Origin of the sequence: Saccharothrix longispora (assembly GCF_031455225.1) — a bacterium.
GTDB classification, from domain to species: domain Bacteria; phylum Actinomycetota; class Actinomycetes; order Mycobacteriales; family Pseudonocardiaceae; genus Actinosynnema; species Actinosynnema longispora.
The window spans coordinates 8210740-8226874 of the sequence record NZ_JAVDSG010000001.1 but is presented as its reverse complement, the minus strand read 5'-3'; the positions used below and the strand labels follow the sequence as shown (position 1 = coordinate 8226874).

At 73.0% G+C, this 16135-nt stretch carries 14 protein-coding genes; 3 read left to right on the top strand and 11 right to left on the bottom strand.

From position 1 onward, the window contains the following. Positions 1-5: 5 nt before the first annotated feature. Genes J2S66_RS36330 through J2S66_RS36315 form a run of 4 tightly spaced genes read right to left on the bottom strand, consistent with a single transcriptional unit; the run spans position 6 to position 2842 of the window. Entirely contained in the window at positions 6-1199 is a 1194-nt protein-coding gene (locus J2S66_RS36330) for an ArsA family ATPase (protein ID WP_310314172.1), read from the bottom strand. Then, complete coding sequence (locus tag J2S66_RS36325) at positions 1200-1634, bottom strand: SRPBCC family protein (RefSeq protein ID WP_306746971.1); 435 nt, start codon at positions 1632-1634, stop codon at positions 1200-1202. It abuts the gene before it with no gap. Between the two features lie 27 nt (positions 1635-1661). After that, complete coding sequence (locus tag J2S66_RS36320) at positions 1662-2450, bottom strand: metallophosphoesterase family protein (RefSeq protein ID WP_310314168.1); 789 nt, start codon at positions 2448-2450, stop codon at positions 1662-1664. An 11-nt stretch (positions 2451-2461) separates the two neighbouring features. Beyond that, the gene (locus tag J2S66_RS36315; protein ID WP_374726177.1) at positions 2462-2842 is read right to left on the bottom strand and encodes a polyketide cyclase / dehydrase and lipid transport; all 381 of its coding nucleotides are present in this window, start codon (positions 2840-2842) and stop codon (positions 2462-2464) included. A 111-nt stretch (positions 2843-2953) separates the two neighbouring features. Here J2S66_RS36315 and J2S66_RS36310 point away from each other — a divergent pair, with 111 nt between their 5' ends. Continuing rightward, positions 2954-4762, top strand: coding sequence for an AMP-dependent synthetase/ligase (locus J2S66_RS36310; protein WP_310314164.1), 1809 nt, complete (start codon positions 2954-2956; stop codon positions 4760-4762). Between the two features lie 257 nt (positions 4763-5019). Here J2S66_RS36310 and J2S66_RS36305 read toward each other — a convergent pair whose 3' ends face one another. From J2S66_RS36305 to J2S66_RS36290, 4 genes are all read right to left on the bottom strand, one after another. Next, positions 5020-6150, bottom strand: a complete 1131-nt coding sequence (locus tag J2S66_RS36305) for a glycosyltransferase family 4 protein (RefSeq protein ID WP_310314161.1) — start codon at positions 6148-6150, stop codon at positions 5020-5022. Between the two features lie 9 nt (positions 6151-6159). Then, positions 6160-7443: a hypothetical protein gene (locus tag J2S66_RS36300; RefSeq protein WP_310314158.1), complete on the bottom strand. Its 1284-nt coding sequence runs from the start codon at positions 7441-7443 to the stop codon at positions 6160-6162. A 125-nt stretch (positions 7444-7568) separates the two neighbouring features. Then, on the bottom strand, positions 7569-8609 hold the full coding sequence (locus tag J2S66_RS36295; protein ID WP_310314155.1) for a C40 family peptidase: 1041 nt from the start codon (positions 8607-8609) through the stop codon (positions 7569-7571). 297 nt (positions 8610-8906) lie between these two features. Next, positions 8907-10217 (bottom strand): NYN domain-containing protein, encoded by a 1311-nt coding sequence (locus tag J2S66_RS36290; RefSeq protein WP_310315364.1) that lies wholly within the window; start codon positions 10215-10217, stop codon positions 8907-8909. A gap of 133 nt (positions 10218-10350) precedes the next feature. On the opposite strand from J2S66_RS36290, the gene J2S66_RS36285 reads away from it, so the two are divergent. Both J2S66_RS36285 and J2S66_RS36280 read left to right on the top strand, forming a co-directional pair. After that, positions 10351-12051: a DEDD exonuclease domain-containing protein gene (locus J2S66_RS36285; RefSeq protein ID WP_310314151.1), complete on the top strand. Its 1701-nt coding sequence runs from the start codon at positions 10351-10353 to the stop codon at positions 12049-12051. Between the two features lie 86 nt (positions 12052-12137). Further along, entirely contained in the window at positions 12138-12422 is a 285-nt protein-coding gene (locus J2S66_RS36280; RefSeq protein WP_310314148.1) for an Lrp/AsnC family transcriptional regulator, read from the top strand. Between the two features lie 73 nt (positions 12423-12495). Here the strand turns inward: J2S66_RS36280 and qcrB are convergent, their stop codons facing one another. Genes qcrB through qcrC form a run of 3 tightly spaced genes read right to left on the bottom strand, consistent with a single transcriptional unit; the run spans position 12496 to position 16096 of the window. Beyond that, a complete protein-coding gene (qcrB, locus tag J2S66_RS36275) occupies positions 12496-14169 on the bottom strand; it encodes a cytochrome bc1 complex cytochrome b subunit (RefSeq protein ID WP_310314145.1) in 1674 nt (557 codons plus the stop codon). Next, on the bottom strand, positions 14166-15290 hold the full coding sequence (qcrA, locus tag J2S66_RS36270) for a cytochrome bc1 complex Rieske iron-sulfur subunit (protein WP_306746981.1): 1125 nt from the start codon (positions 15288-15290) through the stop codon (positions 14166-14168). The genes qcrB and qcrA overlap by 4 nt, the downstream gene beginning before the upstream one ends. Continuing rightward, on the bottom strand, positions 15287-16096 hold the full coding sequence (gene qcrC, locus J2S66_RS36265) for a cytochrome bc1 complex diheme cytochrome c subunit (protein ID WP_310314141.1): 810 nt from the start codon (positions 16094-16096) through the stop codon (positions 15287-15289). The genes qcrA and qcrC overlap by 4 nt, the downstream gene beginning before the upstream one ends. Positions 16097-16135 lie beyond the last annotated feature (39 nt).

Below are 16135 nucleotides of genomic sequence, written 5' to 3'. Positions count from 1 at the left end.
GTGCCTCACCGCATCCACAGGTCGGGGTCGGGTTCGAACCGCACGGCCAGCCCGGTGTCGTCCAGCTCCGCGCCGGTCACCAGGCAGCGCTTGAGCAGCGACGGCAGGGCGACGAGCCGGCGGCGGCCGTCCACGGTCACGGCCAGGTCGTCGCCGACCCGGGCCAGGTCCAGTTCGGAGTCGCCCACGGGCAGCGCGACGCGCAGCGTGTACTCCCGCTCGCCGGTCCGCACGACCTCCAGCAGCGGGCCGTCGCCGGCCTCGCCCTCCAGCGGGTCGCGCCCCCGGTAGAGGCCCTCGGCGACGTCCAGCAGGGCGGCCGTGCCGACGGGTTCGGCGGCCCGGTGCCCGACCGTCCGCAGCGCGGCCAGGTCGGCGAGTTCGGCGAGCACGGCGTCCTGCTCGGTGCGGCGGGTGCGCAGCCAGTCGGCGGCCGGGCCGCGGTCGTCGCCGGGGTCCGGGACGACGCGGTTGGCGACGACGCCGTCCACCCGGATGCCCTGGAGGGCGAGCGCCGTCACGGTCCGCCTGGTCTCGGCGGCGACGACCCGTTCGGGGGTCAGCACGAGGCGGACGGCGGTCGTCGGCGAGGTCAGCAGGTCGCGCAGCTGCTCCAGCTCCTCGGCGAGCCTGCCGAGCGCGTCGGCGGTGGCGTCCCACCTCTCCACCGACGTGCTGCCCGCCACGCCGGCGAGCAGGCCGCGCACCACGCGGCGGTGGGTCGGGAACAGCCGCTCCAGGTAGGAGGCGAACGCCTCGGGCAGTGCGAGCAGCCGCAACGTCTCGGCGGTCGGGCCGCAGTCGACGACCACCACGTCCCACGGGCCGCGCTCGGCCAGCCGCCGCACCTCCGACAGCGCCAGCAGTTCCTCGACGCCGGGCAGCACGGTCAGCTCCTCGGCGTCCAGCTCGTCCACGCCGGCGCCGGCGAGCACGGTCCGCAGGTGCCCGCGCAGGTCCCGCCACGCGTCGTCGACCAGCGCGCGGGGGTCGACCTGGGCGGCCCACAGGCCCGCGTCGACCTCGGCGACCTGCCCGGACAGCGGCACGTCGAGCGCGTCGCCCAGGGAGTGCGCCGGGTCGGTGGACACGACCAGCGCCTTGCGGCCACCGGCGGCGAGCGCGGTGGCGGTGGCGGCGGCCAGGGTGGTCTTGCCGACCCCGCCCTTGCCGGTGAACAGCAGCAGCCGGGCGGTCATCTACGCGTTTTCCACCCTGCGCTTGAGTTCCTTGAGCGCGGTGTCCATGATCATCTTCTCGGCCTTGCGGCGGAACAGGCCGATCATCGGCACCACCAGCTGCACCGACAGCGTGTAGACCACCTCGGTCGAGCCGCCCTTCGGGGTCAGCGCGTAGCTGCCCTCCTGCGACTTCTGCATCTGGCCCTTGACCAGGCGCCACGAGATGCGCTCGGGCGACCACTCGTCGTAGGCCAGCACGTACTCGTCCTTGATCGGACCCTGGTCGATGTTGAACTTCACCTGGGCCGCGCGGCCGTCCGCCCCGGTCTCCAGCACCTCGGCGCGCTTCACGCCGTTGGCCCACTCGGGGTACGCGTCGAAGTCGGCGATGACCGCCACGATCTCCTCGGGCGTCGCGTCGATGACGATGGACTGGGTGGACTCGTCGGCCATGCCGGGGAGGCTACCCGGTCGTCGGCCTCACCATCGCAGCACGTGGGGCGTGCCGGTGCGCTGGAAGTGGCCGACGTTGACGCATTCCGTCCACCCCACGCGCACGCGCCGCGCCAGCGGCTGGTGGACGTGCCCGAACACCGACCAGCGGGGTTGGTCGCGCTCGATGACCCCCAGCAGCGAGGGCGACCCCAGCTCGGGCCGGCGGGCCACCACGTCGTAGGTCAGCTCGGCCACCGCGGGCGGCACGTGCGTGCACAGCACGTCCACCTCGCCCAGGCCGGCCAGGGCCGCGCCGAAGTCCTCCTCGGTGCGCAGGTAGGGCCGCCACGGGCCGCGCCGGTTGGGCACGAAGCCGGGGTGCAGCACCGCGCCGCCCGCGAAGCCGAACCGCAGTCCGCCGATCTCGGCGACCTCGCCGTCCAGCACGTGCACGCCGTCGCGGGCGAAGTCCGGCCACAGGTCGGGGTCGTCGACGTTGCCGGGGGTCGCGTAGGTCGGGGCGGTCATCACGGAGAACAACTCGGCGTACTGCTCCTGGACGGCCTCGCGGACCACCTCCGCGGCGTTGTCCAGGCCGGCCCACAGCGATCGCATGTACCGCACGGTCTCCGCGCCCGCCCTGCCGCGCCGCAGCCGGGCGAACACCTCGACCTTCTCCGGGCCGAAGACCCGGCCGAGGATGCCCTTGCCGTGGTCGTAGTAGTCGACGAAGTCGACCAGGTCGCCGAGCACCACCAGGGCGTCGGCGCCGTCCCCGGCCCGCGCGAGGGCCTCCGCGTTGCCGTGGACATCCGAGACGACGTGAACCCGCACGATGTCCGAATCTACGGCAGGGCCGGCGCGACCCCGGGCGGCCGACCGGCCTCCAGGGTCGCCTTGAGGCCGAGCGACACGCCCTTGGCGGCCAACTGGCGGCGCCTGACCTCCTGCCGGACCCGCTTGGGCGACGGCTCGCCGGGCAGGTCGGCACGCAGGAAGTAGTGCAGCAGGGTCCCGTCGAGGACGGGCTCCAGCCACACCTCCATCGTTCCGACCAACGCGCCCCCCACCGTCCAGCGCAACCCCTGCGTCCCCCGGTCGAGGTAGACGTCGAGGGTCAGGTCGGGCCACAGCTCGCGCCACGTCGAGGGCGGCGCGAAGGCGGCGGCGACCACGGCCGGGGGCACCGCGAGAAAGGTCTCGTCCACGACGTCAACGGTGGGCACGGGTGGCAAGAGTGCCACGACACGGTCACGGAACCACGCCCCGGCCTGGTGTATCGCCGGAATCACAGGCTAAGTTTCCCCACCGGTAACAAACAACGTCCGGAGGTCGACGTGCGCGAGTTCAGCGTTCCCGCCACCACCACTGTGGCCGCCGAGGAGAACCTCACCGACATGGTGTGGGCGAACGCGGAGCGCTTCGGCAACGCCGTCAGCTTCCGCCGCCGCGTGGACGGCACGTGGGTGGACGTGACCGCCCGCGACTTCGCCGCCCAGGTCCTCGCGGTCGCGAAGGGGCTGGTCGCGGCGGGGCTCCAACCCGGTGACCGGGTGGGCCTGATGTCGAAGACCCGTTACGAGTGGACCCTGCTCGACTTCGCGATCTGGCACGCCGGTTGCGTCGTCGTGCCGATCTACGAGACGTCCTCCGCGGAGCAGGTGGAGTGGATCCTCTCGGACTCGGGCGCGAAGGCCGTGTTCGTGGAGACCGCCGTCCACCGCGCCTCGGTCGACTCGGTCGTGGCCGGCCTGCCCGAGGTGCGGCACATCTGGCAGGTCGAGGGCCCGTCCGGCGACGCGGCGGGCGCGATCGACGAGCTGACCGCGCTCGGCGCCTCGGTGTCCGACGACGACGCCCGCGCCCGGCGCAAGGAGGTCGGCGCGGACGACACCGCGACGATCGTCTACACCTCCGGCACCACCGGCCGCCCCAAGGGCTGCGAGCTGACCCACTACAACCTGCTGTCCGAGATCCGGGCCGACATCAGCGCGTTCCCGCAGCTCATGCAGGCGGGCAACTCGCTGCTGCTGTTCCTGCCGCTCGCGCACATCCTGGCCCGCGCCATCGCGCTGTGCGGCGTCTACGCCCGGGTCACGCTCGGCCACACCGCCGACGTGACGAACCTCATGGAGGACCTCCAGTCGTTCCGGCCGGCGTTCGTGGTGGCCGTGCCGCGCGTGTTCGAGAAGGTCTACAACGGCGCGAAGCAGAAGGCGCACGCCGGCGGCAAGGGCAAGATCTTCGACGCCGCCGAGGCGACCGCGGTGGCGTACAGCGAGGCGATGGACACCGGCAGCATCCCCCTGGGCCTCAAGCTCAAGCACGCGGTGTTCGGGAAGCTCGTCTACAGCAAGCTCCAGGCGGCGCTGGGCGGCCGGTGCATCGCGGCGGTGTCCGGCGGCGCCCCGCTGGGCGCGCGGCTGGCGCACTTCTTCCGCGGCGTGGGCGTGCCGGTGCTGGAGGGCTACGGCCTGACCGAGACCAGCGCGGCGGCGTGCGTGAACACCGAGACGGCGTTCCGCGTCGGCACGGTGGGCCGCCCGGTGGCCGGCACCTCGGTGCGCATCGCCGAGGACGGCGAGATCCTGATCAAGGGCGGCGTGGTGTTCCGCAGCTACTGGAACAACCCGACCGCCACGGCCGAGGCGCTGGAGGACGGCTGGTTCCACAGCGGCGACCTCGGCGAGCTCGACGCCGACGGCTTCGTCAGGATCACCGGCCGCAAGAAGGAGATCATCGTCACCGCGGGCGGCAAGAACGTCTCCCCCGCCGTGCTGGAGGACCGCCTGCGCGCCCACCCGCTGATCAGCCAGTGCATGGTGGTCGGCGACGCGCAGCCGTTCATCGGGGCGCTCATCACGATCGACCCGGAGTTCTTCCCCACGTGGCGCGAGCAGAACGGCAAGCCGGCGACGGCCACCGTGGCGGACCTCGTGGACGACGAGGTGCTCCGCGCCGAGATCCAGGCGGCGGTGGACGAGGCCAACCAGGCGGTGTCCAAGGCCGAGGCGATCAAGAAGTTCCGCATCCTGCCGGTGGACTTCACCGAGGCTGGTGGCGAGATCACGCCGAGCCTCAAGCTGAAGCGCTCGGTCGTGGCGTCCACGTACAAGCAGGACATCGAAGCGATCTACGGCGTCTGACCGACCAGGAGGTCTACACTTCGCCGAACCGGACAAAAAAGACGAGTGGCCCGCACCGTCGCGGTGCGGGCCACCCGACCCCCAGTGATCGCGTATCCGCTGACGCGGACCCGAGAAGTCCTGCACCCCGGTCCCCCGACCGGGATGGCCCAAGCCTGCCGCACAGCGCTGTCGTATCGCTGACGCGGCGACGACGCGTGCCGTCAGCGGCTGCCCCGTGCCGTGCCCGGACCGGTGGACCGAGGGTCGCGGCCCGCTCAGCCGTTGATCAACGCCGCCAGCCGGTCGGCCAGCGCGTCCCAGCGCCACTCCCGCGTCACCCACTCCCGACCGGCCGCGCCCATCTTCGCCGCCAGGCCGGGGTCGGCCAGCAGGCCCGCCACCGAGGACGCCACCTCCGCCACGTCCCGCCCGTCGACCACGCGCCCCGTCACGCCGTCGCGCACCGTCTCCGGCGCGCCGCCCGACCGGCCGGCCACCACCGGCAGCCCGGTCGCCGACGCCTCCAGGTACACGATCCCCAGGCCCTCGACGTCCAGCCCGCGCCCCCGGGTCCGGCACGGCATCGCGAACACGTCACCGGCGTTGTAGTGCGCCGCCAGCTCCTCCCACGGCACCGACCCGGTCAGCACCACGTGCTCGGCGACGCCGACGTCCGACACCAGCCGCTCCAGGGTCTTCCGGTAGGGCCCGCCGCCCACGACGAGCAGCACCGCGCCCGGCACCTGCCGCAGGATCTCCGGCATCGCCCGCACCAGCACGTCCTGGCCCTTGCGCGGCACCAGCCGGGACACGCACACGACCACCGGCCGGTCACCGAGGCCGTAGCGGGTGCGCAGCGCCTCGCGCGCGCCGGCGTCCGGCTTGAAGACCGACGTGTCCACCCCGGACGGCAGGTGCTCCAGGGCCGTCATCGGCCCGAACGCCGCCGCGAACCGTGACCGGGTGTACCGGCTCACGTACGTCACCACGTCCACGCCGGACCCGATCCGCCGCAGCGCCTGCCGCGCGCCCGGCAGCATGGACCAGCCCACCTCGTGCCCGTGCGTCGACGCCACCACCCGCTCCGCGCCGGCCGCCCGCAGCGCCGGCGCCATCAGCGCCAGCGGGGCCGCCGCGCCGAACCAGGCGGCGTCGCAGCGCTTGCCCCGGAGGATGTCCGACGCGCGGCGCAGCACGTCCGGCGTCGGCAGCATCAGCGTGCCGGGGTGTCGGACCACCTCGAACGGCTGCACCTCGTCGAACTCGGGGTGCGAGCCGGCGGGCGAGGTCCACGAGGGGGCGTACACGACGAGTTCGGGCAGCCGCACGGCCAGCGCGTGCAGGTAGGCCTGGATGCCCCCGGGCCGGGGCGGGAAGTCATTGGTCACCAGCAGGGTCCGACGCACGCGCCCACGTTACGGGAACGTCGCCCGCAGGAATCCGCGCCAACCGGTAACGAGGGCGGCGGTGTCCAGGCCGGTCTCGGCGCGCAGCACGTCGTCCACCCGGGACGCGGGCGCCCGCGCCAGCCGCTTGTAGAGCGCCACCAGCGCCGGCTCGCCCAGCGAGGACGCCAGGTACAGGTTCAGCGACCACGCCTGCTGGTAGGCCAGCTCCATCCCGGCGCCCCGGAAGTCCTCGTCCGGGGGCAGCGCCTCCGGCGGCGACTCGCGCACCTGCGCGGCCAGCAGCGGGGCGGCCTTGCGCGGCGGCACGTCGCTGCGCCGGTAGCCCACGTAGTCGGCGAACCCCTCCAGCAGCCACATCGGCGCGCCGTCCACGGTCTCGCCGCGCGTCGCGACGTGCGTGATCTCGTGCCGCAGCAGCACGCGCAGCGCCAGCGGCGACAGCACGCCCGCGCTGTCGGGGTTGAGCACGACCCGCTGACCGCGCGCGGTGCGCGTGTCGGGGTCCACCCGGTCGGCGACGGCGACACCCGCGATGCTCCCGGTGGCGAACCCCGGTCCGACCAGGGCGCGCATCTCCTCCACGCCCGCCGGCACGAGCACCGCGACCTGCCGCGACCACGCGTCGCCCCACACCTCGGAGACCGCGCGCACGGCGCCCTCCAGCTCGGCGAGCACCCGCGCGGCCAGCGCCTCGCCGCCGGGGTGGCTGAGCACGAACCCGCCGGTCCCGCTGATCACGTGGCACGGCCCGAAGTCCCACGGCCCGCGCCACGTGCGCCTGCCGAGGGGTTCCAGCGCGGTGTCGGAGTTGAGGTACCAGCGATCCCCGCGCCGGGTGAACAGGTAGGCCATGTCCTGGGTGCTCGGCGCCACGTCGACGCCCCGCAGCCGGTAGGACAACCGCACGTCGGGCGCCCACGACTCGTCGGCGGCGGGCGGGGTCGGCGGGGCCGGGGCCGCCTCGGCGGGGGCCGCCTCGTTCGGGCCGCCCAGCAGGTAGTCCCACTCGGCCAGCGGCACGGCGGCGAGGTTGCGGAACAGGTCGCGCTGCCGCTGCCGGAACGCCGGGTCCGCGTCCGGGTCGAGGTCGGCGGTGAACGCGGTCTCGTCGCGCTCCCGCAGGGCCTCGGCCCGCCGGTCGAGCAGCGACCGGACCGCCTCCTCGCGCGCCGACGGCACCGCGGCCGAGGCCGACGGCGCGGGCGTGCCCGGCGGCACGACGGCCACCGCGACCCCGGACAGGAACGTCACGGCGACCAGCACGGCCAGCAGGACCCGGTAGCGGCTCACGAACCTCCAGTCGACGTGCCCGGCGGGCGGTGCGGGCGGCCCCGGGGACGGGACAGGGCCACCCCGTTGCCAGGATGGCCCTGTCGCGCGTCCGGTGCCGGCCGCGCGTGCGCGACCGGCGGTGCTCAGCCCGCGATGCGCCGCATCGCGTAGATGGAGCCGGGCTCGTTGAGGCCGACGACCTTGACCGGGACGCCGTCGGTGGAGGCGTGCACGACGCGGCCGTTGTCGACCGCCATGCCGACGTGCATGCCGCCGTTGTAGATGATCAGGTCGCCCGCGGTGACCTCGCCGCGGCTGACCGCGCGGCCCGCCCCTGCCTGGCCCTGGCTGGTGCGCGGGATGCTGATGCCCGCCGCCGCGTAGGACTTCATGGTCAGGCCCGAGCAGTCGTACACGTTCGGGCCGGTGGCGCCGTACGAGTACATCTTGCCGATCTGGGCGAGCGCGAAGTTCAGCGCCTCGCCGGCCTTGCCGGCCGGGACGGCCACGTTCGGGCGGTCGCCCGGGTCGGCCAGGGTGGTGCGCTCGGCCGTGGTGAGGCGGTTGAGCTGGGTCTTGACCTCGTCGATCTGGCCCTGGAGCTCGCTCTGGCGCTTCTTGATGTCCTCGGCGATCTTGTTCGCCTCGTCGCTCGCGGTCTGCGCGCGGCCCTGGGCGTCGGCGGCCTTGGAGCGGGCGTCCTCGGCGGCGTCGACCGCCCCGGAGAGCCGTTCGAGGGCCTCGTCGTTGTCCGAGGCGAGCACGCCCAGCGCGGACATGCGGTTGAGGAAGTCCTGCTGGGAGTCCGACACCAGCAGCGCCGACAACTGGTTGAACCGCGCGCCCTCGAACGACGCCTCGGTCAGCTTGTCGACCTGGACGCGGAAGTTCTCCTCGTCGGCCTTCGCCTGGTCGCCCGCCTGGGTCGCCTGGGCGAGGTCGGCGTTCGCCTGGTCCAGCAGGGTCTGGTTGGCGTTGCGCTGCTCCTCGGCGCGCAACAGCTCCTCGTTGAGCTTGGTGGCCTCCTCGGCCAGCTCGTTGTACTTCTTCAGCGCCTCGGAGGCGTTCGCGGGCGTGTTGGGCTGGGCCCCGGCGGGTACGGGCAGTACGCCCACCGCGGCAGCGGCCACCGCCGTGGCCGCCATCGCCCCGCGCAGGCCGCGCTTGAGTCGTTGCGACGCCACAGTCGCGCGTGTCTCCTTCAGTGTGGACCGCCTACCGGTGCGGGCGCGTGACGCGACCCGACAGCTCGAACTCGCATGTCCGGCTCGGCTCCCCGACAGGCCGATTCGGCGGTGAACCCGTGTCGCCGGCCAGGATGACCGACATGCTCGCCACGAGATCTCGGCTAGGTTACGAAAGACAGGTGTCTGCGTCCACCACCGGGGTCCCCTAAATACGCAAAGTTCACATCCGAGCCCGGGCGACGCGGCCGTGACCTTGTCGTGTGACACCCAGTGGTGTGAAAAATACGGTGGGTTTCACACCCGGCCAAGTCGTGCCAGGAGCACCGCCGAGGGCACCGGGTGCGCACCCCGCCGTCTGACGGAGTCCGCGACCGCCCGGTCGGACGTCACCACGACGACCGGACGGCCCTCGGGCTCGGCCGTCACCAGCGCCCGGATCACGTCGTCCGCCAGCACGCCGGGATCGCTGAACAGCACGCGCACCCCGCGCGGCGCGGACGTCGGCACGGCCACCACGCCGGCGCCGTCGAACACCAGCGTCACCTCCGCGCCGGTGCGGGCCGCCAGCACGGCCAGCTGGTGCACGAGCCGGTCCCGCTGGTCGGACAGCGACAGCTCCGGGTAGCCGGTCTTGGTGACGTTGTAGCCGTCCACGATCAGGTGGACCGCGGGCAGCGCCAGCAGCCGGTCCAGGGCCGCCGGGTCCTCCACCCGCCCGACCGCGCCCTGCCCCGCGCTGGCGCCCCGGACGAGGTCGGCGGGACGCGGTCCGGCGCCGCCCAGCGCCAGCTCGCGCCGCAGGCCGTTCACCGCGCCGTCGAGCGTGTCCACGAGCAGCGCCAGCCGCACCTCGTCGGCCTGGCGCGCCTCCTTGGCCGACTGCCGCGCCACCTCGGCGTCGGCGATCGCCCGCTGCGCCCTGGCGCGCTCGTTCTCGGCGCGCTCCCGCTCGCGGTCCCGCTCGGCGGCCAGCCGCCGCACCTCGGCCGCGGCCTCCGCGCGCACCCGCTCGACCTCGGTCGCCGCCGCCTCGGCGCGGTCCTTGGCCTCCTTGAGCCGCACGCCCTGCTCGCGGTGCCTCTTGCGCAGCCGGTCCAGCTCGACCTCGACCTCCTCGCGCACCTTCTCCGCCGCGCCGCCCGCCGCGACCCGCTCCGCCCGGAGCCGCTCCAGCTCCGCCTCCAGGCGTTCGAGCCGCTGCACGGCGCCGTCCCGCTCGGTGCGCAGCGCCGCGTCCGCGCACCGCCGGGCCACCAGCTCGACGAAGTGCGCCGCGACCTCCTCCCCCTGGAGGATCGCCGCCGCACCGGCCGCGACCGGGTCCGGCGAGGTGGTCTCCAGCGCGGCCGGCCGGTTGCGCTCCAGCCACTCGACGACCGCCGCGCGGAAGTTCGAGGACGACCGGAGGCCGTTGACGAGCGGACCGGCGCCGAGCCTGGCACGCTTGGTGGGGGCGAACCGCGCCACCGCGCGCAGCGACTGCGGCACGTCGACCTTGGCCAGGTCGCCCAACGCGTCCGCGCTCAGCTCCGCGAGCCGCGCGCGCAGCGGCTCGGGCAGCGAGGACCAGTCCACAGTGGACTCGACGACCTGCTCCGGCTCCAGGTCGTCGTCCTCGTCGAGGGGCGCTATCGGGTCTTGCACCCGTACAGGCTACGGCCCGCACCCCCCATCCACCGATCCGGTAACGCCAGGTCGTCCCGGGAGTGTCGGACCGCCCGGCTACCGTGCCCGGCTGATGACTACTCAGCTCACGTTCGACGAACTGGGCACCCCGCTGCGCGACACCACGTTCGTGGTGTTCGACCTGGAGACGACGGGGGGCCGGCCGGACGAGGACGCGATCACCGAGATCGGCGCGGTCAAGGTCCGCGGCGGCCGGGTGATCGGCGAGTTCGGCACCCTCGTCGACCCCGAGCGCGGCATCCCGCCGCAGGTCGTCGCCCTGACGGGGATCACCCAGGTGATGGTGACGGGCGCGCCGCCGATGCGCACCGTGCTGCCCGCGTTCCTGGAGTTCGCCGCGGGCGCGGTGCTGGTCGCCCACAACTCGGGCTTCGACGTCGGCTTCATGAAGGCCGCCTGCACCCGCCTGGGCTACGCCTGGCCGAAGCCCACGGTCGTCTGCACGGTCCGCCTGGCCCGTCGCGTGCTGACCCGCGACGAGGCGCCCAGCGTCCGCCTGTCCGCGCTCGCCGAACTGTTCCACGTGCCGGTCGCGCCCAACCACCGGGCGCTGGTCGACGCCCAGGCCACCGTCGAGGTGCTGCACCGGCTCCTGGAACGCGTCGGCAACCTCGGCGTGCACTCGCTGGAGGAGCTGCTCGCCTACCTGCCCGAGGTCACCCCGGAGCAGCGCCGCAAGCGCACCCTGGCCGCCGACCTGCCGTCCACGCCGGGCGTCTACCTGTTCCGCGGCCCGTCCGAGGAGGTCCTGTACGTCGGCACCGCCTCCGACCTGCGTCGCCGGGTGCGCCAGTACTTCACCGCGAGCGAGGGCCGCAAGCGCTTGCGCGAAATGGTCGCGCTGGCCACCAGGGTGGACGTCGTCGAGTGCTCGCACCCGCTGGAGGCGCAGGTCCGCGAGCTGCGCCTGATCACCGCGCACAAACCGGCCTACAACCGCCGCTCGAAGAACCAGGCCGGCGCGTGGTGGCTCGTGCTCACCGACGAGCTGTTCCCGCGCCTGTCCGTGGTCCGCACGCCGCGCGACGGCGCCCTGGGCCCCTTCCGGACGCGCCGGGTGGCCGAGGCCGCCCAGGAGACCCTCCAGGACGCCGTGCCGCTGCGCGCGTGCTCCCAGCGCATCCCGCGCAACGCCACCGCCTCCCCGTGCGCCCTGTACGAACTGGGCCGCTGCAAGGCGCCGTGCGCGGGCAGGCAGTCACCGGACGACTACGCCCCCGCCGCCGCGGCGTTCCGGGCCCTGGTGGCGGGCGAGGACACCACGCCGCTGACCACCCTGGCCGCCCACCTGGACGACCTGTCCGCCGCGCACCGCTTCGAGGACGCCGCCACCCACCGCGACCGGGTGTCGTCACTGGTCCGGGCCCTGGACCGGGCACAGCGCCTGGCGGGCCTGGCCGCCCTGCCCGAACTCGTGGCCGCCCGCCCGGACGGCGCCGGGGGCTGGCACTTCGCCGTGGTCCGGTACGGCCGCCTGGCCTCGGCCGGCACGGCGCCCCGGGGCGTCCGCCCCATGCCCGTGGTGGACGCCCTGGTGGCCGCGGCGGAGACGGTCGTGCCGGGTCCGGGGCCGTTGCGGGGGGCGCCGCCGGAGGAGACCGGGGTCGTCCTGCGCTGGCTCGACCAGCCGGGCACCCGGCTGGTGCACTGCGACACCCCGTGGACCTCGCCGGCCGGCGCGGCGGGCGCCTGGCGACACTGGGTGGCCCGGGCCGAGGCGGGCCGCGACCAGTACCGCCCGGCGGGGCACTGACCGGACGGCCTCCCGCACCGGGCCGCGGGCGCGGCGGGCCACTAGCATGTGGCCGTCGACACCCCGACTCCCCCAGGAGGACCCCCGTGATCACCGCGATCGTGCTGATCCAGGCCGCCGCCGACACCATCCCGGACGCGGCGCAGGCGATCGCCGACATCGAGGGCGTCACCGAGGTCTACTCGTGCGCGGGGGACGTCGACCTCATCGCCCTGGTCAAGGTGGCCCGCCACGAGGACCTGGCCGACCTGGTCCCCGGCCACATCTCCAAGGTCCCGGGCGTGCTCAACACCGACACCCACATCTCGTTCCGCTCCTACGCCAAGCGCGACACGGAGGCGGCGTTCGCGATCGGCCTCGACGACGCCTGACCCGGACGGACCCCGCTCACGACGAGAGCCCCGCACCGGATCGGTGCGGGGCTCTCGTCGCAGTGGGAGCGGATCAGCCCTCGGGCTGGGCCGGCTTGCCCGCCAGCTCGCCGGCGGACGCGTTCTCGCCGCTCAGCGCGTCGTTCCCGGACACGCCGCGCGCCGCGCGGGCACGGGTCAGCGCCGCGGTCTCCTCCGGCGCGTCCGGCGTCAGGAAGCTGCCCGGCACCGGGTGCCCTGCCGAACCGAGCTTGTTCATCTTCTTCGGCACCGACGCGCCCTGGTAGGCCAGCGGCAGCGGGTGGCCGTGGTCGTCCACCGGGCCCAGCGGCTGGTGGACCTCGATGAACTCGCCGTGCGGCAGGCGCTTGATGATGCCCGTCTCCACGCCGTGCTCCAGCACCTCGCGGTCGGCCCGCTGGAGGCCGATGCAGATCCGGTAGGTGATGAAGTAGGTGATCGGCGGGATGAGCAGCATGCCGACGCGCCCGATCCACGTCATCGCGTTCAGCGAGATGTCGAACTTGAAGGCGATGATGTCGTTGCCGCCCGAGATCAGCAGCACCATGAAGTACGCGATGGCCATCGCGCCGAGCGACGTCCGGACCGGCACGTCGCGGGGCCGCTGGAGCAGGTTGTGGTGCGCGTAGTCCTTGGTGAGCTTCCGCTCGATCCACGGGTACACGGCCGCGAGGCCGGTCAGCAGCGGCAGGCCCAGCATGAACGGCAGGAACGGCTCGGGCACCGTGTAGTTGCCCAGGTACAGCTCCCACGCAGGCCACAGGCGGATCAGGCCGTCCGTCCAGCCCATGTACCAGTCGGGCTGCACGCCCGCGGACACCTGGCCCGCGTTGTACGGGCCGAGGTTCCAGATCGGGTTGATCTGGAAGACGCCGCCCATGATGGCCGTGACCGCCACGACGACGGCGAAGAAGCCGCCGCCCTTGGCCGCGAACACCGGCATGATGCGCACGCCGACGACGTTCGTCTCCTTGCGCCCGACGCCCGGGAACTGGGTGTGCTTCTGGTACCAGACCAGGCCCAGGTGGACCGCGATGAGCGCCAGCAGGATCGCCGGGATGACCAGGATGTGCAGCGTGTAGAGCCGCGGGATGATCTCCGTGCCGGGGAACTCGCCGCCGAACGCCAGCCAGTTGATCCACGTGCCGACCACCGGGATCGACAGCATCAGCGCCGCCATCACGCGGAGGCCGGTGCCGGAGAGCAGGTCGTCGGGCAGCGAGTAGCCGAGGAAGCCCTCGATCGCGCCCAGCAGGAACAGCAGGATGCCGATGACCCAGTTGATCTCGCGCGGGCGGCGGAACGCGCCCGTGAAGAAGATCCGGAACATGTGGACGACGATCGCGCCCATGAACAGCAGCGCCGCCCAGTGGTGCACCTGGCGCACGAACAGGCCGCCGCGCACGTCGAACGAGATCTCCAGCGTCGACTCGTACGCCCGGGACATCGGGATGCCCAGGAGGTTCGTGAACGTGCCGTCGTAGATGATCTCTTCCATCGACGGGTCGAAGAAGAGGGCGAGGTAGGTGCCGGACAGCAGCAGGATGATGAAGCTGTACAGCGCGACTTCGCCGAGCAGGAACGACCAGTGGGTCGGGAAGACCTTGTTGATCTGCTTCCGCATGCCACCGGCCATGTGGAACCGGTCGTCAGCCCACTTCGCGGCACCGCCGGCCAGGCGGCCGCCGGCTCCCTGCCGCTTGGTCGGCGTGGTGATGCCGCTCATGACTTACGCTCCCAGAACGCCGGACCCACAGCCTCGATGAAGTCGCTGCGGGCAATCAAGTATCCGTCCTCGTCCACCGTGATCGGAAGCTGCGGGAGCGCCCGGGTGGCCGGACCGAACCGCGGCTTGCCGTAGTGAAAGACGTCGAACTGCGACTGGTGGCAGGGGCACAGCAGCAGACCGGTCTGCTGCTCGTACAGCGAGGCCGGGCACCCGAGGTGGGTGCAGATCTTCGAGTACGCGTACAGGTCACCGTAGTTGAAGTCCTCTTGGCCCGCCCGCTTGACGATCGGCTGGTTCGGGCGGAACTTGATCAACAGCACCGGGTTGTCGACCCGCTTGGTGGCCATGATGAGCTCGTGCTCGTCGTCGCGCTCCGACTCCCGGAACGGGAACACGGTCAGGTAACCGCCCGCGTCCAGGTCCTCGGGCCGCACCAGGACGACCTCGTGCGGGTCGCCGGTGTAGTTGCGCAGGTAGACCTTCTCGCCGTTCTCGGCCTTCCAGCCGGTGTGCCACAGCGAGTCCTTGGAGTCGCTGTCGGCCCACGGGTCGCGGATCAGGCCGCCCAGCGGCACGGCCAGGACGCCCAGGCCGAACACGCCGGCGCCGAGGCCCGCGGTGCGCTTGATGAGCGACCGGCGGCCGAGGGTGGAGCGCTCGCCCGCGTCGGCCAGCTCGGCCAGCACGGTGGCCTTGTCGACCTCGGAGGACCCGCCGTCGTGGCGCTGCTGGACGGCCAGCTCCTCCGGGATGAACTTCTTCGTGTAGAGCAGCGCGCCGATGCCCAGGCCCAGGATCGAGATGCCCAGGGTCAGGCCGATGACCGGCGTGTACAGGCTGTACAGGAAGTGGTGCTCGGTGTTCGGGGCCTCGTACTTCCACGGCCACCAGATGAAGGCGACCAGGAACGCGATGCCGCCGAGCGCGGCGATGAGGAACCACAGGGCCACGGTGCGCTCGGCGCGCTTCTCGGCGCGCGTGCCCTTGACCGGCCAGCGCTCCTCGTAGTGGACCAGCTCCACGCCGTCCAGGTTCGTGCCGAGCTTGACCAGCTCGTCCCTGCTCATGCCGGCGAGTTCGGCCTCACCGGGCACGTTGGTCGGCTTCTCGCCGCTCATGCCTTGGCTCCGATCCAGAGGGTCACGCCGATCAGGGCGGCGATACCCACGATGAACGCGATCAGTCCCTCCGGAACCGGCCCGAAGCCGCCGAGGGAGGCGCCGCCGGGGTTGTTGTTCCCGTCGGTCACCGACTTGATGTACGCGATGATGTCTTCCTTCTCCTCCGGCGTGAGCTGCCGGTCGGAGAACTTCGGCATGTTCTGCGGGCCCGAGAGCATCGCGGTGTAGATCTGCTCCTCGGTCACCCCGTCGAGCTCGGGCGCGAACTTGCCGGACGACAGCGCCCCGCCACGGCCGGTGAAGTTGTGGCACGCCGCGCAGTTCAGCCGGAACAGCTCGCCACCGCGGGCCGGGTCCTCGCCGCGCAGCGCCTCGCCGCGCTCCTCGGGGGTCGTCGGACCGCCGCCGCGGGTCTGGATGAACGCGCCGAGCGCGTCGACCTCCTCCGCGGTGAACTTGGTCGGCTTGCGCTGGGCCTGCGCCTCCTGGCGGGCCAGGGGCATCCGGCCGGAGGAGACCTGGAAGTAGACGGACGCCTCGCCCACGCCGATGAGGCTGGGGCCGCGGTCCTCCACGCCGTCCAGGTTCTTCCCGTGGCAGGAGATGCAGGTGTTGTTGTAGAGCTGCTCGCCCAGTCGCACCTGCGCCGGGTCGTCCTGCGCCTGCGCGGTCTGCGGCTGCGGCGCCAGGGCGCTGAACAGGAAGCCCGCGGTCAGCAGCGCGAAGCCCAGCGCGAGCAGGCCCGAGATCCGCCGGCGCAGCTTGGTGCCGCGCTTCCGGGCCCGTGTGGTGTTGGTGGTCATGTGTGCGGCAACCCTTGCTGGTGTGAGTTCGGGGTTCGA

What these genes read in the sequence shown, in the direction of transcription:
- J2S66_RS36330 (WP_310314172.1), bottom strand. Translation starts at nt 1,199, where the DNA reads ATGACCGCCCGGCTGCTGCTGTTCACCGGCAAGGGCGGGGTCGGCAAG.
- qcrA (WP_306746981.1), bottom strand. Translation starts at nt 15,290, where the DNA reads ATGAGCGGCGAGAAGCCGACCAACGTGCCCGGTGAGGCCGAACTCGCC.
- J2S66_RS36285 (WP_310314151.1), top strand. Translation starts at nt 10,351, where the DNA reads ATGACTACTCAGCTCACGTTCGACGAACTGGGCACCCCGCTGCGCGAC.
- J2S66_RS36325 (WP_306746971.1), bottom strand. Translation starts at nt 1,634, where the DNA reads ATGGCCGACGAGTCCACCCAGTCCATCGTCATCGACGCGACGCCCGAG.
- qcrC (WP_310314141.1), bottom strand. Translation starts at nt 16,096, where the DNA reads ATGACCACCAACACCACACGGGCCCGGAAGCGCGGCACCAAGCTGCGC.
- qcrB (WP_310314145.1), bottom strand. Translation starts at nt 14,169, where the DNA reads ATGAGCGGCATCACCACGCCGACCAAGCGGCAGGGAGCCGGCGGCCGC.